17 protein-coding genes are annotated in these 19,856 nt (G+C 62.3%); 7 read left to right on the plus strand and 10 right to left on the minus strand.

The genetic code is table 11. The features are described from left to right. Positions 1-210: 210 nt before the first annotated feature. The 6 genes from JAO85_RS09245 to JAO85_RS09270 form a co-directional block, all read right to left on the minus strand. Entirely contained in the window at positions 211-1,935 is a 1,725-nt protein-coding gene (locus JAO85_RS09245) for a biotin carboxylase N-terminal domain-containing protein (protein WP_202787984.1), read from the minus strand. A gap of 145 nt (positions 1,936-2,080) precedes the next feature. After that, positions 2,081-3,700, minus strand: coding sequence for an urea amidolyase family protein (locus JAO85_RS09250; protein ID WP_039049657.1), 1,620 nt, complete (start codon positions 3,698-3,700; stop codon positions 2,081-2,083). 5 nt (positions 3,701-3,705) lie between these two features. Beyond that, on the minus strand, positions 3,706-4,473 hold the full coding sequence (locus tag JAO85_RS09255) for a LamB/YcsF family protein (RefSeq protein ID WP_202787935.1): 768 nt from the start codon (positions 4,471-4,473) through the stop codon (positions 3,706-3,708). Between the two features lie 20 nt (positions 4,474-4,493). Next, positions 4,494-5,156, minus strand: a complete 663-nt coding sequence (gene pcp / locus JAO85_RS09260) for a pyroglutamyl-peptidase I (RefSeq protein WP_087864377.1) — start codon at positions 5,154-5,156, stop codon at positions 4,494-4,496. A 12-nt stretch (positions 5,157-5,168) separates the two neighbouring features. Then, the gene (locus JAO85_RS09265) at positions 5,169-6,122 is read right to left on the minus strand and encodes a DUF979 domain-containing protein (protein ID WP_012836946.1); all 954 of its coding nucleotides are present in this window, start codon (positions 6,120-6,122) and stop codon (positions 5,169-5,171) included. After that, a complete protein-coding gene (locus JAO85_RS09270) occupies positions 6,119-6,838 on the minus strand; it encodes a DUF969 domain-containing protein (protein ID WP_034364184.1) in 720 nt (239 codons plus the stop codon). The genes JAO85_RS09265 and JAO85_RS09270 overlap by 4 nt, the downstream gene beginning before the upstream one ends. Positions 6,839-7,131: 293 nt before the next feature. Between JAO85_RS09270 and JAO85_RS09275 the strand changes: the two genes are divergently transcribed. The 4 genes from JAO85_RS09275 to JAO85_RS09290 all read left to right on the plus strand — a co-directional run bounded on the left by JAO85_RS09275 (position 7,132) and on the right by JAO85_RS09290 (position 10,838). Then, entirely contained in the window at positions 7,132-7,809 is a 678-nt protein-coding gene (locus JAO85_RS09275; protein ID WP_012836944.1) for a GntR family transcriptional regulator, read from the plus strand. 171 nt (positions 7,810-7,980) lie between these two features. Next, positions 7,981-8,964 (plus strand): TRAP transporter substrate-binding protein, encoded by a 984-nt coding sequence (locus JAO85_RS09280; RefSeq protein ID WP_012836943.1) that lies wholly within the window; start codon positions 7,981-7,983, stop codon positions 8,962-8,964. Positions 8,965-9,043: 79 nt separating this feature from the next. Beyond that, complete coding sequence (locus JAO85_RS09285) at positions 9,044-9,550, plus strand: TRAP transporter small permease (protein ID WP_034357232.1); 507 nt, start codon at positions 9,044-9,046, stop codon at positions 9,548-9,550. After that, complete coding sequence (locus tag JAO85_RS09290) at positions 9,543-10,838, plus strand: TRAP transporter large permease (protein WP_012836941.1); 1,296 nt, start codon at positions 9,543-9,545, stop codon at positions 10,836-10,838. The genes JAO85_RS09285 and JAO85_RS09290 overlap by 8 nt, the downstream gene beginning before the upstream one ends. A 399-nt stretch (positions 10,839-11,237) precedes the next feature. Here JAO85_RS09290 and glmS read toward each other — a convergent pair whose 3' ends face one another. After that, positions 11,238-13,154: a glutamine--fructose-6-phosphate transaminase (isomerizing) gene (gene glmS, locus JAO85_RS09295; RefSeq protein ID WP_003061764.1), complete on the minus strand. Its 1,917-nt coding sequence runs from the start codon at positions 13,152-13,154 to the stop codon at positions 11,238-11,240. Positions 13,155-13,290: 136 nt separating this feature from the next. Here glmS and JAO85_RS09300 point away from each other — a divergent pair, with 136 nt between their 5' ends. Then, positions 13,291-13,791, plus strand: a complete 501-nt coding sequence (locus JAO85_RS09300; protein ID WP_039049499.1) for an Lrp/AsnC family transcriptional regulator — start codon at positions 13,291-13,293, stop codon at positions 13,789-13,791. A 127-nt stretch (positions 13,792-13,918) separates the two neighbouring features. Next, positions 13,919-15,052, plus strand: coding sequence for a diguanylate cyclase AdrA (locus JAO85_RS09305; protein ID WP_039049498.1), 1,134 nt, complete (start codon positions 13,919-13,921; stop codon positions 15,050-15,052). A gap of 4 nt (positions 15,053-15,056) precedes the next feature. On the opposite strand, the gene JAO85_RS09310 is transcribed toward JAO85_RS09305, so the two are convergent. Continuing rightward, positions 15,057-15,854 carry a HAMP domain-containing sensor histidine kinase gene (locus JAO85_RS09310; RefSeq protein WP_039049497.1) on the minus strand — a complete coding sequence of 266 codons (798 nt, stop codon included), beginning with the start codon at positions 15,852-15,854 and terminating at the stop codon, positions 15,057-15,059. Beyond that, entirely contained in the window at positions 15,854-17,293 is a 1,440-nt protein-coding gene (glmU, locus tag JAO85_RS09315) for a bifunctional UDP-N-acetylglucosamine diphosphorylase/glucosamine-1-phosphate N-acetyltransferase GlmU (RefSeq protein ID WP_039049496.1), read from the minus strand. The genes JAO85_RS09310 and glmU overlap by 1 nt, the downstream gene beginning before the upstream one ends. Positions 17,294-17,397: 104 nt before the next feature. Between glmU and JAO85_RS09320 the strand changes: the two genes are divergently transcribed. After that, entirely contained in the window at positions 17,398-18,378 is a 981-nt protein-coding gene (locus JAO85_RS09320) for a LysR substrate-binding domain-containing protein (RefSeq protein WP_003061754.1), read from the plus strand. A 186-nt stretch (positions 18,379-18,564) separates the two neighbouring features. Here JAO85_RS09320 and tyrS read toward each other — a convergent pair whose 3' ends face one another. After that, positions 18,565-19,797 (minus strand): tyrosine--tRNA ligase, encoded by a 1,233-nt coding sequence (gene tyrS / locus JAO85_RS09325; protein ID WP_003061750.1) that lies wholly within the window; start codon positions 19,795-19,797, stop codon positions 18,565-18,567. Positions 19,798-19,856 lie beyond the last annotated feature (59 nt).

Here is a 19,856-nt window from a genome sequence, read left to right on the forward strand (position 1 = left end):
ACGTTGAAGGCCACTGTAGAGATTGACATCATGTAAAGGTCAAGCCCCCGGCAAAAACCTCTTTCGGCAGGGTGCAAACATGCGGAGTTTGGCTTGAGTGCAGCAAGGCCAGAAAAAACAAAGCGCGACACGGAGGTCGCGCTTCGAGCGGGCCGGCCCAAGCCTAACCTGCCCTGCCCTGCCCTGCCCTGCCCTGGCCGGGCCTGGGGCCTATCGGATATGCGCGATCACGGCACCCAAGGTCTGTGCAGAGCCTGCCTGCGCGGCCAATGTGACACGACCGCTCTTGTGGGCCGAGACCTGCATTTCCATTTTCATGGCTTCCATCACGGCGATCACATCGCCTTCCTTGACCTCGTCGCCATCGGCGACCTTCCAGGCATGCAGATTGCCGGCAATCGGCGAGATGACCGCCTCAGGGTCCACGCTTTGCTGCGCGACGGCCTGAGACACGCCAGTCGTCGGCGCGGACAGACCTTGCAGCAGCATGGCGGGCAGGCCCAGCTGCACGCGGCGGCCGTCGATCTCGATGGCGGTGCGCAGCAGGCTGGTATCGGCCACAGGTTCGGCGCGGGCCGCTGCGGCCAGCGGCTCGGCAAACTCGGTCTCGATCCAGCGGGTGTGGACATTGAAACCAGCAGTCCCCACAAAGTCGGCCTGATTCAGCACGGCCTTGTGGAAAGGCAGCACCGAAGCCACGCCCTCGATGCGGAACTCGGCCAGCGCACGTCGGGCGCGGGCCAGAGCCTGCTCACGCGTGGCCCCGGTGACGATGAGCTTGGCCATCATGGAGTCGAACGTGCCGGGGATCACCGAGCCGGTTTCGACGCCCGAATCGAGTCGCACGCCCGGCCCCGAAGGTGGGGCAAAACGCGTGATCAGACCCGGGGTAGGCAAAAAGCCGCGCCCCACATCTTCGGCATTGATGCGGAACTCGATAGAGTGGGCGCGCGGCGGCGGAGTCTGCGTGAATGACAGTGGCAAGCCATCGGCCACGCGCAGCTGTTCCTGCACCAGATCGATGCCCGTGGTTTCCTCGGTCACGGTGTGCTCGACCTGCAAGCGGGTATTGACCTCGAGGAAGGAGATGGCGCCATTGCCGCTGAGCAGGAATTCCACGGTTCCGGCGCTGATATAGCCTGCCTGCGCACAGATAGCCCTGGCTGCACTGTGAATGCGTTCACGCTGCGCCTCGGTGATGAAGGGTGCGGGCGCTTCTTCCACCAGCTTCTGGTTGCGGCGCTGCAGCGAACAGTCGCGCGTGCCCAGCACCACCACATTGCCGTGCGTGTCGGCAATCACCTGCGCCTCGATATGGCGCGGCTTGTCGAGGAACTGCTCCACAAAGCATTCGCCACGGCCGAAAGCCGTCACGGCCTCGCGCACGGCAGAGGCATACAGCTCGGCCACTTCGTCCATGCGCCAGGCGATCTTCATGCCACGGCCACCGCCACCAAAAGCAGCCTTGATGATGATGGGCAAGCCATGCTGCTGGGCAAAGGCCAGCACTTCGTCGGCATCCTTGACAGGATCCGGCGTGCCAGCCACCAGCGGCGCTCCGACCTGCAGCGCAATCTTGCGCGCCTCGACCTTGTCGCCCAGCTTGGCAATGGTGTCGGGACGCGGACCGATCCAGATCAGACCCGCATCCAGCACGGCCTGGGCAAAGGCTTCGCTCTCGGACAGAAAGCCATAGCCGGGATGGACGGCGTCGGCGCCCGAGTGCCTGGCGATCGCAATCAGCTTGGCGATGTTCAGATAGGTGTCGGCGGGCTTGTCGCCATCGAGGCCGTAGGCTTCATCGGCGCGGCGCACATGCAGAGCATCGATATCGGCATCGGCATAGACGGCGACGGACTTCACTCCGTAATCCGCGCAGGCTCGCGCGATGCGCACGGCGATCTCGCCACGGTTGGCAATCAGAACTTTGGTAATCATGGTTGCCACCTCAGGAAGCGTAAGACAGGGATGCGAGACCGCCGCCGCCTGCTGCGCAGGCCCGGCAATCTGGTGAAACAACTGCTGCGCAGCTGTTTTCGCCACGGTTGGCAATCAGAACTTTGGTAATCATGGAAGGTCCTCACAAAGTGGGTGTGAGTTCTTCAAAAGAACGAACAGGGTTAAAACGAATCCAGGCACCTACGGGAATCTGCCCCGCAAGGTCCAGATGATGGGGTGCTACGCAACCGATCACGGGATAGCCACCGGTCAAGGGGTGGTCGGCCAGAAACAGCACGGGCTGGCCGCTGGCGGGGACCTGGATCGCCCCCAGCGGCGTGCCTTCGCTGGGCAGCTCGCTGGTCACGGCGCGCGTCAGTGCCTGCTCGCCGGCAAGGCGCAAGCCCACGCGATTGGACTGGGGCGTGACCTGCCAGCGCTGGGCAGCCAGCAAGGCCACGGCCTCGGGCGTGAACCAGTCGGTGCGCGGACCCAGCTCCACATCCAGCACCACCTCGCCGTCCGGGGCCGGCAACTCCTGCTCCGGCAGGGCCAGCTCGGCCACCACGGCATGGCGTGCCGGCTGCACCGCCAGCAACTGGCCGCTGTGCAGAGCAGGCGGGCCGACATGGGCCAGGGTGTCCGTCGAAGCGCTGCCCAGCACGGGAGCCACTTCGTAGCCGCCGCGCACCGCCACATAGCAGCGGGCACCGGCGACGGGTTGGGCAAGGCTCAGCGTGTCGCCATCGGCCAGTGCAATCGCGGCATGGCGCGGCGCAGACCAGCGGCGTCCGTCGGCCGTGGTGATGCTGATGGGCGCATCCGCGCCCGTCACTGCAACAACGTTCTCGCCCACGCTTTGCAGCGACAGGCCGCCACCTACTGTCTCCAGCACCGGCAGTTGGCTGGCATTGCCGACCAGCCGGTTGGCCGTCTTGAACGCCGCCTGATCCATGGCACCGGAGGCAGAAACACCCTGCCCGGCCTGGCCATGGCGCCCCATGTCCTGGAACAGCGTGAGCAGACCCGTGGCGCGCACGCGCAAGGCGCAGCCATTGAAACTCGTAGCTGCTTGCACCTGATCGTTCTTGATCTCAGGTACTTTTCCATCTGAAATCGAATCAGAGAAATCGCCAGAAGCTACTTTTTGAGTAGCAGCATCGACAAACTGCACGCGGTAGCCGGGCTGCAGCAAAGCCGGCAGATCGCGCGCCAGATCCCACATCGCGGCATCGGTCACACCGATGATCTGCCAGCCGCCGGGGCTGGCCTGTGGATAGACCGCGCTGAAGCTGCCGGCCAGCGCCACCGCACCGGCCGGAACCTTGGTTCGCGGCGTGGCACGGCGTGGCACGTTGAAGATGGGATCCCCGCCGCTCAGATAGGCAAAGCCCGGCGCAAAGCCGGTGAAGGCCACCGACCATTCGCTGCCGGTGTGGCGGCTCACCACTTCCTCGGCTGTGATGCCCAGTATCTGCGCAACCTCGGCCAGATCTTCGCCGTCATAGCGCACGGGAATCTGCACCAGCACATCCGAGCGCAGCACGCTGCCGCTGAGATCGCAGTCGGCAATGCGTCTTACCAGTTGCGCCGCGCCGATGATATGAGGCGCGAACTGGACAAGAATGGTGCGCGCGGCAGGCACCAGCTCCTGCACGCCCTCTATGGGCTGGGCCTGCAAGGCACCCAGCAGCACCAGCGTCTGCTGCAGGTCGGCCAACTCCACCAGAATGGCCTGGCGGTTGACGGGCAAAAAGCGCATGGAACTCATGGTGCTGTTTCCACAAAGGAGGTGATCTGCACGCCCTCCTGCTCGAAACGCTGGCGGATGTTGCGCGCAATGGCCACGGCACCGGGACTGTCGCCGTGCACACAGATGGAGTCTGCCTCCACGCGCACCAGGCTGCCGTCCACGGCCTCGATCACGCCCTCACGCACCAGGGTCAGCATGCGCTGGGCGATCAGGTTTTCGTCGTGCAGCACGGCACCAGGCTCGCGGCGCGAGACCAGGGCGCCGTCGGGCGTATATCCGCGATCGGCAAAGGCCTCGGCCACCACACAGAGGCCCGCATCGCGGGCCCAGGCTATCAGGGGCGCACCTGCCAGAGCCATCAGCACCAGCCTGGGATTGATGGCCTTGATGGCATTGATCACATCCATGGCCTGGCGCTTGTCCTGGGCAATGGTGTTGTAGAGTGCGCCGTGCGGCTTGACATATTGGACGCTGGTGCCGGCTGCCTGCGCCAGGCCTTGCAGAGCGCCGATCTGGTAGATCACGTCGGCCACCAGATCGCCGCTGGCCACATCCATGTTGCGACGCCCGAAACCCGACAGGTCGCGGTAGGCCACATGCGCACCCACGACCACGCCGCGCGCCTTGGCAGCCCTGAGCGTGGTCAGCATACCGGCCGGGTCGCCGGCATGAAAGCCGCAGGCCACATTGGCGCTGCTGACGATGTCCAGCATGGCCGCATCGTCGCCCATGCGCCAGGCGCCAAAGCTCTCGCCCAGATCGCTGTTCAAATCCATTTTCATCATTCGTCTCCCGGTCAGCCTCAATGCAGCTGACCTGCGTGTTCCAGCAAATCCTGCTGCACCGTCATGGCCGTATGAATGGCTGTACGTATGCCCTGGATCTGTGTGTTCAGCGCCATGCTGGCCATGCCTGGCTGGCGCGCGGCCTGCTGCGGCAGCGCAGGTATGTGAATAAAGCCGCCGCGCACGCCGGGGCCCGCACGGCGAGACAGCCTGTGCATCAGGGCATAGAACACATGGTTGCAGACAAAAGTGCCCGCCGTGTTCGATACCGAAGCTGGAATGCCCGCATCGCGCAGATGGCGCACCATGGCCTTGATGGGCAGGGTCGAGAAGTAGGCCGCGGGCGCGTCGCGCACCACGGACTGATCGACGGGCTGATGGCCCGCGTTGTCGGGAATGCGGGCATCGTCGATATTGATGGCCACGCGCTCGGGCGTGATTTCGCTGCGCCCGCCGGCCAGTCCGAGGCTGATAATCAGCGTGGGCTGCAGCCTGGCCAGCGCCTCGTCGAGCGCCGCCATGGCCGCGCCGAACACGCAGGGCAGTTGCACGGCATGCACCACGCCATCAGCAATCAGCTCGCCGTCCAGCGCGCGCGCCACTTCCCACGAGGGGTTGACGCTGTCTTTGTCGAAGGGCTCGAAGCCGGTCAGCAGGATTCGGTGGGCAGCCTCAGTCATGGCAACTCTCTCTTAACGGAACATCAGGAAGTTGAGCAGGAACACATTGACGATCAGCAAGGTGATGGCCGTGGGAACCTGCGCACGGATGACGGCATTTTTGTCAATTTCCAGCAGTGCTGCGGGCACCAGGTTGAAGTTGGCCGCCATGGGTGTGAGCAAGGTGCCGCAGTAGCCCGACAACATGCCGACTGCCGCCATCACGGCCGGGTCACCATGGTAGACGCCAACCAGCACAGGCACGCCCACACCGCCCGTCATCACCGGAAAGGCTGCAAAGCCATTGCCCATGATGACGGTGAACAGCGCCATGCCGATCACGTACACGGCCACGGCCACAAAGCGCACATCCATGTTGATGTAGGTGGTGGTCACATAGGCCACGGCCTTGCCCACGCCGGCATCCGAGAACACCAGACCCAGCATGCCCAGCATCTGCGGCAGCACCAGGGCCCAGCCCAGCGCGTCGATCAGGCGGTGCGACTCGCGCAGGCCCTGCACCGGGGTCTCGCGTGTCATCTTGCAGGCCAGCACCAGCGCAATCACGCAGCCTATGCCCAGACTGACCAGCGTGCTGTTCTTGGGGTCGATCAGAGGAGTGCCGCCAAAGACCAGATGCTTGGCCGACAGCGTGCCCACCATGGTGATCAGCGGGATGGCCAGCGCCGGCACGAACAGCTTGTTGCCCAGGCGCTTGGCGCTTTCCAGGTATTGCGCATCGGTGCGCGGCTGATGCTTGCCACCCATCACGCCGCCGAAGCCCGCAATCAGGGCCATGACGACCGCGACCGCCCCCACCCATACGGGCGGCAGCAGATCACCGACGAGGAACACCAGCGCATACAGCGCCCAGAACAGGCCCGCCGAGAAACGGCGCGGGTTGCTGCCATCGCGCAGCGTCATCACGGCCGTCACCGCCAGCACCAGGCCGACGAGGTAGTACAGGTATTGAATGGTGATGGTCATGCCGACTCTCCCTGGGCAACTTTCTTTTCCGCAGCAATTTCACGCGCCAGCTGCTTGTCCAGGCGATGCAGGCGGAAGGCATGGATTGCAAAGGCCGAGATGGCCGTGGGAATGCCCCACAGCGCGACATGAATCGGCTCGACCTCGATACCGGCCTCCTTGAGGAAGGTGGTCATCAGCACGATCGCGCCGAAGGCCACAAAGATGTCTTCACCAAAGAACAGGCCCACGTTGTCCGTGGCAGCCGACATGGCGCGCAGCTTCTCGCGCACCTTGCCCGACAGCTTGCCATAGCGGTTTTCCGTCGCGCCTTCGGCCATGGGAGCCAGCAGCGGACGCACCATCTGGGGATGCCCGCCAAGGCTGGTCAGGCCGATGGCTGCCGTGAGCTGGCGCGCTGCCAGATAGACGATCAGCAGACGGCCGGCTGTGGCCGACTTGATGGAGCTGATCCAGTTCTGCGCATGCTGACGCAGGCCATGGCGCTCCAGCAGGCCGATCACGGCCAGCGGCAGCAAGATGATGAGCGGCAGATTGCGGGTCTTGATGAAGCCGGTCCCGATGGCGGCCAGAACCTTGTCCAGCGGAAAGCCCGCTGCAAAGGCGGTGCCGATGGCGGTCACGATGACCACCAGCATGGGGTTAAAGCGCAGCGCGAAGCCGGCAATGATGATGAGCACGCCGATCAGCGGCCACAGGTTTACGTCTACAGGCATGGAAGCCTCCGGAAATCACGCCCTGATCCGCTGCGCGGCGGGCTCTACCAAAGACGGGAACGCTATCGGCAACCCCGCCCAGCTCTTTTGAGGAAGGCCGGGCAGCTCTGCTTCAGACCTGCTTCACCCCTCATATTGTTGAACAATCTATTTAGATTGATTCCACAAATGAAATTGTTTGCAGAACAAATAGACTTTGTAATAGAGCAAACCCTAGGTTGCACCACTCTTTGGGACTTCTCTGAGTCAACAGAACGATGGCTACACTCTGGCGACAGCCAAAAGGGAACGTCATGAAAGTCGCAGCAGAGGTCCAGAACCTGACCGAACGCATCGCCGAAGAAATACGCAGCCAGCTGGTCAAGGGCGTGCTGAGCCCGGGCCAGCGACTGTCCGAAGCGGCACTCAGCGAAGCGCTGGATATTTCGCGCAACACCTTGCGCGAGGTGTTCCGCATGCTGACCAAGGAAGGTCTGCTGGTACACGAGCCCAACAAGGGCGTATCGGTGGCCGTGCCCAGCATGGCGTCCATCATCGACATCTATCGCGTGCGGCGCATGATCGAGTGTCAGGCCCTTGCACAGGCTTACCCCATGCACCCGGCGCTGACGCGGATGCGCGAGGCCGTGGAAAGCGGCCAGCGGCACAGCGAGGCCGAGGACTGGTCCGAGGTGGGCACAGCCAATATGGCGTTTCACAAAGCCATCGTGGCCCTGGCCGACAGCGAACGCCTCAACGAGATGTTCTCGCATCTGCTGGCGGAGCTGCGCCTGGCCTTCGGCCTGCTGCGCGACCCGCATTTTCTGCATGCACCTTATGTGAGCATGAACCTGAAGATTCTGCAGATCTTCGAAGCCGGCAGGCCCGCGGAGGCGGCACAGGAGCTCAGTGCCTATCTGGTGCATTCCGAACGCATCATTCTGGCCGCCTATGCCCGGCGTCTGGCAGAGGCGGGGATCAAGGCCCCTTGAGGGATCTTGTTCAACAAAATGCCATTTTCAATAGAGGTAAAGCAATAAAACACCCTACGTTTCTTTGAAACTCGTTGAAATCCCTCATGGATGTTTGTTGAGACAAATGCTACTTTTGGCACAACTCTTGCCTGAGTTCATTCGTCTGCATCTCTTATCCGAGGAGTTCTCATGAAGCGTCGCATTTTCTGCGCCACCGCAACCTTGCTCGCCGGCATCGGCATTGCCGGTCATGCCATGGCACAAACCAAGTGGGATTTCGCCACCGCATACGGGCCTGGAAACTTTCACTCCAAGAACAACGAACTGTTTGTGAAGGATGTGGATGCTGCCACGGGCGGCAAGCTCAAGATCACGCCGCACTTTGGTGCGTCGCTGTTCAAGATGCCCGAAATCAAGCGTGCCGTGCAGACCGGCAATGCACAGATGGGCGAATTCTTTCTGGTGAGCTTTCAGAATGAGTCGCAGATCTTCGGCGCCGACGGACTCCCGTTCCTGGTGAGCAACTATGACGAGGCCTACAAGCTCTATCAGGCTCAGAAACCCGCGCTGCAAAAGCTGCTGGACAAGCAGGGACAGGTGCTGCTGTATTCCGTGGCCTGGCCTCCCCAGGGGATCTACACCAAAAAGCCCGTCAACTCCGCGGCCGATCTCAAGGGCATGAAGTGGCGCGTGTACTCCCCCACTACCGCCCGCATTGGCGAACTGATTGGCGCCCAGCCCGTGACCGTGCAGGAGGCCGAGCTGTCCCAGGCTCTGGCGACCGGCGTGGTGGATGGACTGATCACCTCCAGCGCAACCGGTGCCGACAACAAGCTGTTTGAAAGCCTGAAGTACTACTACAACGTGCAGGCCTGGATTCCCAAGAATGCCGTGACCGTGAGCAAGAAGGCCTTTGGCGCACTGGACAAGAGCACGCAGGAGGCCGTGCTCAAGGCCGCTGCCGCTGCCGAGCAGCGCGGCTGGAAAGAGTCCAGGGAAGTGGATGCACGCTCGATTGCCGCCCTCAAGCAAGGTGGCATGCAGGTCGAGCAACCCTCCGCCCAGCTCAAGGCAGACCTGGGCAAGATCGGCGCGACCGTGATCAAGGAATGGACGGACAAGGCCGGCGCTGACGGCCAGGCCATTCTCGACGGCTACAAGGCTGGCAAGTAAGGCGCAGATTGCATCGGCTCCCCCGACCCCGTCATCCGGGGCGGGCGGCCGATGACCTCATCCTCTCAGGAAGACAAGCATGCGCAAGTTACTCAACGGCCTCTATGACGGCAGTGCCTGGCTTGCCGGCATCGCCATGATCGGCGTGCTGGCGATGGTGCTGCTGACCATCACCAGCCGACTCTTTGGCTTCAGCGCCCCGGGCACCGATGCCTACGCAGGCTATGCCATGGCGGGCGCCGGCTTCATGGCCCTGGCCAGCACCTTGAAGAAGGGTGAACATATCCGCGTCACCCTGCTGCTGGGTGCGCTCAAGGGCAAGGCCTACAAGGCGCTGGAACTGACCGCCCTGGGCATCGCCACCATTCTTTCGGCCTTTCTGGCTTTCTATTCCACGCGCCTGGTCTGGCAGTCCTGGGAGATCGAAGACATCTCCGTGGGCATAGACGCCACACCGCTGTGGATTCCCCAGATCTTCATGGCTCTGGGCACGATTGTTTTCTTCATCGCGTTCTGCGACGAACTGGTGCTGGAGCTGCTGGGCAAACGCAAGGCGGTAGAGAAGGAGGGAACCCCTCATGAATGAAATCACCGCAAGCATTGCACTGATCGTGGTGCTGCTGGCCCTGCTTGGCGGCGGTGTCTGGGTCGGACTGACGCTGGCAGGCGTTGCCTGGTTCGGCATGGAATTCTTCACCGCGCGCGCTGCGGGCGATGCCATGGCCATGACCATCTGGGGCTCTGCCAGCAGCTGGACCTTGACGGCCTTGCCCCTGTTTGTCTGGATGGGCGAGATTCTCTACCGCACCAATCTGTCCGAGAGCATGTTTCGAGGTCTGGCGCCCTGGGTCAATGCGCTGCCGGGCCGCCTGCTGCACACCAATGTCATTGGCTGCACGATTTTTGCGGCAGTGTCCGGCTCCTCGGCCGCCACCTGCGCCACCGTGGGCAAGATGAATGTACCCGAGCTGCGCAAACGCGGCTATCCCGAGAACATGGTGATCGGCTCGCTGGGCGGCCCCGCCACACTGGGTCTCCTGATCCCGCCCTCCATCATCTTGATCGTCTACGGCGTATCGGCCGAGCTGTCGATCTCCAAGCTCTTCATGGCAGGCGTGCTGCCAGGCATCATGCTGGCACTGATGTTCAGCGGCTGGATCGTGGTCTGGGCCCTGATGAACCCGGACAAGGTGCCCAAGGCCGACAGCACCATGAGCTTCAAGCAGAAAGTCTACGAGTCGCGCCACCTGATCCCCGTCGTGCTGCTGATCTCGGGCGTGATTGCCAGCATCTACAGCGGCATTGCCACGGCGACCGAAGCTGCCGGCATAGGCGTGATGGGAGCGCTGATTCTGTCGGCCCTGCAAGGTGCACTGAGCTGGAAGAACTTCAAGGAATCGCTGTTCGGAGCCACCCGGCTGTACTGCATGATTGCGCTGATCCTCGCCGGTGCAGCCTTTATGACCTTGTCCATGGGCTATATCGGACTGCCACGCCAGCTGGCCGAATACGTGGGCAGCCTGAACCTGTCGCCTGCCATGCTGATTGCGGTACTGGGCCTGTTCTACATTCTCATCGGCTGTTTTCTGGACGGCATCTCCACCATTGTGCTGACCTCCGGCGTGGTTCTGCCCATCATCCAGGCCGCAGGCATAGACCCCCTGTGGTTCGGCATCTTCCTCGTGATCACGGTGGAGACCGCTCAGATCACGCCACCGGTGGGCTTCAACCTGTTCGTGCTGCAGGGCATGACGGGCAAGCAGATCACCTATCTGGCCCGCGTCTGCGCACCGTACTTCCTGCTGATGGTGCTGGCACTGGTCATACTGTGGTTCTTCCCGCAGATCGTGACCGTGCTGCCCAATAATATGTAAGCAAAATCGCTCTGCATGAACGCCCCGCAAGGGGCGTTTTTCATAGGCGAGCCAAGATGGCCGCATGCATGCCAGGACATGCGGGCTTCAGCGCCGGGATGTTGATGCCGCATCCATCTGACAGGGTGTTACGAAAAATGCTCACTACGCTGTTAGATTAGTTGGGTTAGCCATCCAGACACATCGCAATGAAAGAAAAAATCAACTTCATTGAGAGGGAGCGCCTCTACCGACATGAACTCAAACGCCGCCGCGTAAAGTTTCTGCCCATGCAGGTACTGCGCCGGGTCTTCAAAGCGGCAGGAGTCTAGCCAGCGCTGAAGCCAGCCATCCACCTGTCATGCCAAAAACGAAAAAGCGCTCCATGGGAGCGCTTTTTCGTGGCACGAAGCAACCGGCTTATTCCACCGTGACCGACTTGGCCAGGTTGCGCGGCTTGTCCACATCGGTGCCGCGTGCCACCGCCGTGTGATAGGCCAGCAGCTGCAGCGGCACCACGTGCAGAATGGGGCTCAGGGCACCATAGTTCTCGGGCATGCGAATCACATGCATGCCTTCGCTGCTTTCGATATTGGTCTTGGCATCGGCCAGCACATAGAGAACACCGCCGCGGGCACGCACTTCCTGCATATTGCTCTTGAGCTTTTCCAGCAGTTCGTCGTTGGGTGCCACGGTGACCACAGGCATCTGGCTGTCCACCAGTGCCAGCGGGCCATGCTTGAGCTCGCCGGCAGGATAGGCTTCGGCGTGGATATAGCTGATTTCCTTGAGCTTGAGCGCGCCTTCCAGAGCGATGGGGTAGTGAATGCCGCGACCCAGGAACAGCGCGTTTTCCTTCTTCGCAAAGTCTTCGGCCCAGCTGATGATCTGCGGCTCCAGCGCCAGCACGGATTGCAGGGCCACGGGAAGGTGGCGCATGGCCGTCAGATACTGCTGCTCCTTCTCTTCCGTCAGACGTCCCTTGGACTGGGCCAGCGCCAGCGTCAGCAGGAACAGACCTGCAAGCTGCGTCGTGAAGGCCTTGGTCGATGCCACGCCGATTTCCACGCCGGCGCGCGTGATATAGGCCAGCTCGCACTCGCGCACCATGGCGCTGGTGGCCACATTGCAGATGGTCAGGCTGTGCTTCATGCCCAGGCTCTGGGCATGGCGCAGGGCCGCCAATGTATCGGCCGTCTCGCCCGACTGGCTGATGGTCACGATCAGTGTCTTGGGATCGGGCACGCTGGTGCGGTAACGGTACTCGCTGGCCACCTCCACATTGCAGGGGATGCCGGCAATCGCCTCTATCCAGTACTTGGCCGTGCAGCCGCTGTAATAGCTGGTGCCGCAGGCCAGGATCAGGACCCGGTCGATCTCCTTGAATACTCGCCAGGCCGCCGCGCCGGTCTTGCCTTCCGAAGTGACCCCGTCAAACAGCTCGGGGGCAATGTTCTTCAGGCCTTCCAGCGTATCGCCCAAAGCGCGCGGCTGCTCGAAGATTTCCTTTTGCATGTAGTGGCGATAAGGGCCCAGTTCGGCTGCGCCGCTGTGCGCCATCACGGTCCTGACCGGGCGTTGCTGCTCTGTCAGGCGCTCGCCGCTCTTGCTGATGACCCAGTAGCGTCCCGGCTGCAGATCGATCAGATCGCCCTCTTCCAGGTACACGATCTGGTCGGTCACACCCGCCAGCGCCATTGCATCGCTGGCCAGGAAATGTTCCGCGCCGTCCTTGCCCACACCCAGAATCAGCGGCGAGCCGGCACGAGCGCCCACCACACGGCGGGGTTCATCCCGGTGCATCACGCCAATCGCGTAGGCGCCATGCAGGCGAGCCGTTGCGGCTTGCACGGCTTCGAAAAGATCGCCGTTGTAGAGGCTGTCCACCAGGTGAGCAATGACCTCGGTGTCGGTCTGGCTGGCAAATACATAGCCCTTGGCCTGCAGTTCGGTACGCAGGGCTTCGTAGTTCTCGATGATGCCGTTGTGCACCAGGGCCACGCGGGCCGGCGCATCGGCATCGGCCACGGGCGAGATGCCGGGGCCATGGCTGAAGTGGGGATGGGCATTGCGTACGGCAGGCTCGCCGTGAGTGGCCCAGCGGGTATGGGCAATGCCGGTGAAACCTTCCACATGCTCGGTCTTGACCTGCTCCATCAACTCGGCCACGCGGGCTGTAGAGCGCGCACGCTGCAAGCCCAGGCTCAAGCCGCTGGCATCCGCGGCCTGTACAGCCACACCACAGGAGTCATAGCCGCGATACTCCAGCCGCTGCAGACCCTGGACCAGAACCGGAACGATATTGCGATGAGACACCGCAGCAACAATGCCACACATAGAGGTACACCTTAGGTTGTTTGAGCGAGCATGCTAACGGTTGCAATAAAAAATTTTCAATCAATAAAAACAACGAAATGATTGAAAATTTCATCAAATCGGAATATTGATTATTTATTCAATAAAATTTAGATAAATGAATGAAAATTCCATCAATCTGGACGACACCGACTTGCAACTGCTGCAGCAATTGCAGCTGGATTCCAGCCTGAGCAACCAGGCCCTGGCCCGGCATCTCGAGCTGTCTGCCCCTACCTGCCTACGCCGGGTCAAACGCCTGCAGGAACTGGGTCTGATCGAGAAACAAGTCGCCATCCTGAGCAGCGAACACATCGCCCGCCTCACCGGTCATGGCCTGCAGGCCATTGTGGAAGTCTCGCTGGACCGGCAGGACAGCAGCTCACTGCTGCAATTCGAGCACAAAGCCGTGGCCGAACCCGGCGTGCAGCAATGCTGGCGCGTCTCTCCCGGCCCCGACTTCATCCTCGTCATTGCCACCATCGATATGCCTGCCTACCTGGCATTGAGCCAGAAGCTGTTCACTCAGGATGCCAATGTGCGCAATGTCAAAGCCTTCTTCAGCATCAAGCGCGCCAAATTCAGTACCGAACTGCCCTTGCCAGCCCCCAATCATTAGGGACTTGCACGCCTTTATTTTTGAACCGCCATGTGTGGTGCGGATGCCGCGCAAGCCCCTCAATATTTGATACAAATTGTATTAATTAGATTATTCTCGCAACCTTGACTTAAGCCAACTCCACCAGATGCCCTTGCATCGAGATATTCACCGCCGGACCTACCCTCTGCGCGCCTCTTATATGGCACTGGGCGGAGCGGTGGTGGCTGCGAGCCTGTCATATCTCCCGACCAATCTCGCCTGGTGGGCATTCACGACGGTCAGTGCACTGGTATGGCCGCATATTGCTTTTTTGCATTCAAGCCGGCAACAGGATCAGTTCCATGCGGAGTATTTCAATTCTCTGATAGATGCGCTGATCGTCGGCTGCTGGATTTCTCTGATGCACTGGAGCCTGCTGCCCAGCATCTGCATTCTGGCCATCGGCGTGGCCGACCGCTTCTATACCGGTTTGAAGCGCCGCTGGCTGCCCTCCCTGATCGCGCTGCTGTGCGGCATGCTTTTCATGAGTATCGCCATAAGGCCCACCCCGCAATGGCCCGCACCACTGGCGGTACAGCTCAGCCTGCTGCCGCTGATCATCCTGCACAGCGCCTATGCAAGCTGGTCCAACAGCCGAATGCTCAAGACTCTGGCCAGGCAGAACCTGCAGCTCAAGTTGCTGGGGCGCATTGATCCTCTGACCACGGTATACAGCCGCGATTACTGGTGGAAAAAAGCCCGTGCCGCGCTGCATCAGCACCGCACCGCCAAGGAGCAGACCTGCCTGCTGGTGATTGACATTGACCGTTTCAAAAGCGTGAATGATCTGTACGGCCATATTGTGGGCGACGATGTTTTGAAAATGATCGGGCTGGCGATTAGAAACAGCCTGCGCAGCAACGATATTGCTGGGCGCTACGGCGGCGATGAATTCACCGTGCTTTGCAAGCACACCACGGCCAAGGAGGCATATTCGGTCGCCATGCGTATTTGCGAGAAAATTGCTCAGATACGCATTCGCGAATATCCACAGCTGCACATCAGTGCGAGTATCGGCGTTGCGGCAGCCGATGAAGGTTTTGGCTCGGTGACCGAGTGGATAAAAGCGGCCGACAGTGCGCTTTACAGCGCCAAGAGCGGCGGGCGCGACCAGGTGATGGATGCCACGCAGCAACCCGAGCGGCAGCACAGTCCCTCGACCATGCCCATGCGACCGGAATCCACGCGAATCAGCCCGGCGAGCGCAGAGCAGGAAAGCCTGGACCGCGACGTGGTCTGACCACTCAGGGCAGGCAGGTGGGCCAATGCATCTGCAACTGGCATCCCGCATTGAGCTGGGCCTGGATTTCCGCCTCGCCGCCATGGCGGCGGCAGATATCGCGCACCAGCGCCAGGCCGATGCCGAGGCCCTCGAACTCGGCCTCGCGATGCATGCGCTGAAAGACGCCAAACAGCTTGCCTGACCGCGCCTGCTCGAAGCCGGCTCCGTTGTCGGCCACGGTGATGAAGCAGCCCCCCTGCCCATCGCGCTGCACATCGACCTGAATGCGCGCCAGCGGCACGGCCCGCGTGAACTTGACGGCATTGGCGAGAGCTGCGTCCAAAGCCTGCTCCAGCAGACGCGGATCTGCCTGCAACATGGGGGCGACAGCGGGCAGACACCACTCTATGCGTCGGCCTTGCGCGCCTGCCTGCAGACGCTGGCGCAGACTGCCCAGCAAGGCCAGCAAGTCCACAGGCTGCGGCTGCAGCACATGGCTCTGAGCCCGATTCAGCTGCAGCAAGCCGTCGAACATGGCCGCCATGCGCTGGGCGGACTGATCCATGGTCTGGAGGAAGCTGCGCGCTTCCTCCAGGTCTTCGGCACCGGGGCTGGCGGACTGCAGCAGCTCGGCAACCAGCGGATTGAAAGCCAGCAGATGGCGCAGCGGCGCCCGCAAATCATGCGAGACGGCATGCATCCACTCCTGCTGGGCCGTGCGCAAGGCGGCCAGTTCGGCCTCGCGCCTGTCCAGCAGCGCCAGCGCTTCGTCCAGGGACTGAGGCGCCATGCTCTCCAAAGTTTGCTGCGCTTGTTCCATCAGGCTTTGGGCAGCTTTTCGGGGCGCTTCCAGTTGCGGATGCTGACCTGCCTGCCACGTCCTACCGTCAAGGCACCAGCCTCGGTGTTCTTGGTCACGGTGGAGCCACCGCCCACGGTGCCGCCGGCGGCAATCGTCACCGGAGCCACCAGCACGCAGTTGCTGCCGATATGCACATCGGCCTCGATCACGGTACGGTGCTTGTTCACGCCGTCATAGTTGGCAGTGATGCTGCCTGCGCCGTAGTTCACGCGCTCACCTACCGTGGCATCGCCCAGATAGGCCAGGTGATTGGCCTTGGCGCCGTCGGCCAGGCTGGAGTTCTTCACTTCCACGAAGTTGCCGATATGCACTTCGCGGCCCAGCCTGGCGCCGGGGCGCAGGCGGGCAAACGGGCCGACCAGCGCGCCCTGGCCCACTTCCACGCCGGCCTTCTCGCCATCGATGTGCGTGAAGGGGTGGATCACGGCATCGTCGGCAATGCTCACATTGCTGAGATGGCAGTTGGCCCCGATCCTGGCGCCGGCGCCAATCGTCACCTTGCCGGCAAAGATGCAGTTCACGTCGATTTCCACATCCTGACCGCAGCTCAGGCTGGCCTTGGCGCCGCGCGCATCGTCACGCAAGTCGAAGCGCGCAGGATCGGCCATGCGCACGCCCTGCTCCATCAGCTCGCGCGCCTGGCGCAGCTGGTGGGCGCGCTCCAGCTCTGCCAGTTGCAGCGGGCTGTTGACGCCCGCCACCTGCAGCGCATCGGCAATGCGGTGGCCCACCACGGGCACGCCGTCGGCCACGGCCATGGCGACGATATCGGTCAGGTAGTACTCGCCCTGGGCATTGTTGTTGTCGAGCTTGGCAAGCCAGGCCGTCAGATGCCTGGCTGGCACGGCCATGATGCCGCTGTAGATCTCGGTGATCGCGCGCTCGGCCTCGCTGGCATCTTTCTGCTCGACGATGCGCTGCACCGTGCCTGCATCGTTTCGCACGATGCGGCCATAGCCCGTGGGATCGGCCATGGTCACGGTGAGCAGCGCCATCTTGTCGCTGCCGGCGGCATCGAGCAGACCCTGCAGCGTGTCGGCCCGGGTCAGCGGCACATCACCCGACAGCACCACGACCAGGCCATCGTCCTTGAGCGCAGGCACGGCCTGCTGCACGGCATGGCCGGTGCCCAGCTGAGGCTCCTGGCGTACAAACTTCAGGTCCATTGCACCATGGGCGCCATCTGCGCCATTGGCAGCGGCGATGGCCGCTTCCACTTCCGCTGCGCCATGACCCGTCACCACTACAGCCGAGCGCGCCTTGAGCTGCGCAGCAGTATCCAGCACATGCTGCAACAGGGCACGTCCGGCCAGCTTTTGCAGCACCTTGGGATGGCGGCTTTTCATGCGGGTGCCTTTGCCGGCAGCCATGACGACGATGTCCAGAGGTGCAGTCATATTGATTTATAGGATGAAAACCGCCTGATTATCGACCCATAGCCGTGCTCGGCAACTGCAAGCGCAGGCAACAGTCGCCGCAAACACCTTATGCTTGCCCTGCCATGCCTCATGCAACCACCAGCCCCACTCCGCTGCTTCGCACCCGCGCCGTCGGCGCCGGCCATCTGCGCGCCTTTCTGGCCGTGGCCCGACACCTGAACTTTCGAGCCGCGGCGGACGAGCTGGCACTGACCCAGTCTGCCGTCAGCCGCCAGATCCAGTCGCTGGAAGACGAGGTGGGCATCCCGCTGTTCCTGCGCCATTCGCGAGCCGTGGAACTCACGGGTGCCGGCGCCCAGCTGCTGCATGCCGTTCAGCCTGCATTGGAGTCGATCGACGCCACCGTGCGCCAGATCCGCCAGACCGTGGGCCGCAAGAGCGTGGCCATCACCACCTGGGCCAGCTTTGCTGCCATGTGGCTGATTCCGCGTCTGGAGGCTTTCCAGCGCGCCTATCCCGATATCGACATTCGCATAGACACGGGCGACGCCGTGGTGGATCTGGAGACCACCGATGTGGACCTGGCCATACGCTACAGCGCCGGCGTCGCCGATGCTTCGGCAAAGGCTTTGTTCGGCGAAGAGCTGGTGCTGGTCGCAAGCCCAGCCCTGCTCAGGAGCGGCCCCGCCGTGCACAGCCCCGCCGATGCGGCCCGCTACACCTTGATTGAAACCGGCGACGTGCACCGCATGCCCCAGCTGGAGTGGCTGAGCTGGCAGCGCTGGTTTGCCGCCAACGGCTGCGACCAGCTGCAGCCGCCGCGCTGGCTGTACTTCAACTACGCCCACCAGATCGTGCAGGCCGCGCTGGCGGGCCAGGGTCTGGCCATCGCGCGCCTGCCGCTGGTAGCCGATGCGCTGGCGGCCGGCACCCTGATCGAGGTATTGCCCGAGCATCGCCTGGCCTCGCCTCTGTCGTACTGGCTGCTGCAAGGCCCGCGCAGCAGCGAGCGGCCCGAAGTGCAGGCCTTCTGTCAGTGGCTGATGGAACAAGCCCGCCAGACGCGCGACGCCATGCAAGGCGCGAGCGAGCCAACCCAATAAAAAAGAGAGCTACTTGCGCATGACCTGTAACGGTTTCAAATACAAATTGATTTGAAACGTATATGTATCAAGCGTAAACAGCTCTCATTTTTACTGTCACCTCTTTAGGCCGCGCCACAGCGGCAAAGGCCTTGCCTTGTGGCGCCAAGCGCAAAGAGGCGAACGGGGCGAAGCGCCCCAGGGCGCTCAGCTCAGCGTGACACGCGCAAACTTGCGCTTGCCCACCTGCAGCACAAAGGTGCCGGCATCCAGCTTCAGTGCGCGATCGCTGATGACGTTGCCGTCGACACGCACACCGCCGCCATCGATCAGGCGGTTGGCTTCGCCGGTCGATGCAGCCAGATTGGCCTGCTTGACCAGCGCACCAATGCCCAGCGGAGCGCCGGACAGGCTGATTTCAGGGATGTCGTCGGGAATGCCGCCCTTGGAGCGGTTGATGAAATCCTGCTCGGCCGCATCGGCGGCTTCGGCGCTGTGGAAGCGCGCGGTGATCTCCTTGGCCAGAGCCACCTTGGCATGCTTGGGGTTGCCGCCGGCCTCGATCTCGGCCTTGAGCGCGGCAATCTCGGCCAGGCTCTTGAAGGACAGCAGGGTGTACCAGTCCCACATCAGCTCGTCCGAGATCGACAGCACCTTGGCGAACATGGTGTTGGCGTCCTCGGTGATGCCGATGTAGTTGTTCTTGGACTTGGACATCTTGTGCACGCCGTCCAGGCCCACCAGCAGCGGCATTGTGAGCACGCACTGCTGCTCCTGACCATACTCGGCCTGCAGATGCCTGCCCATCATCAGATTGAACTTCTGATCGGTGCCGCCCAGCTCCAGATCGGACTTGAGCGCCACCGAGTCATAGCCCTGCAGCAGCGGGTAGAGAAACTCGTGCAGGCTGATGGAGCTGCCGTCGGTGAAGCGCGTATGGAAGTCGTTGCGCTCCATCATGCGCGCCACCGTGTACTTGGCCGACAGCTGGATCATGCCGCGCGCGCCCAGTTGGTCGCACCATTCGCTGTTGTAGCGCACCTCGGTCCTGGCCGGGTCCAGCACCTTGGCGGCCTGGGTGTAATAGGTCTCGGCATTGACCTTGATCTGCTCGGCCGTCAGCGGCGGACGCGTGGAGTTGCGGCCCGAAGGGTCGCCGATCAGCGTCGTGAAGTCGCCGATCAGGAAGATCACCTGATGGCCCAGATCCTGCAGCTGGCGCATCTTGTTGAGCACCACGGTATGGCCCAGGTGAATGTCGGGGGCTGTCGGGTCCAGACCCAGCTTGATGCGCAGGGGCACGCCGGTGGCTTCGGACCTGGCCAGTTTCTGGACCCACTCGTCCTTGGGCAGCAGCTCATCGACTCCACGCAGAGTGACTTCCAGCGCCTGGTTCACTCTGTCGGTCACGGGAAAACTTGTAACAGCAGATTGATTCATAAGGGTTTTTCGGCAGGCGAAGTAGGACGCGGCCGATATACTTGGAGGTTTGGTGTTAC

This window comes from Comamonas sp. NyZ500, from assembly GCF_016772095.1.
Lineage (GTDB): Bacteria > Pseudomonadota > Gammaproteobacteria > Burkholderiales > Burkholderiaceae_C > Comamonas > Comamonas thiooxydans.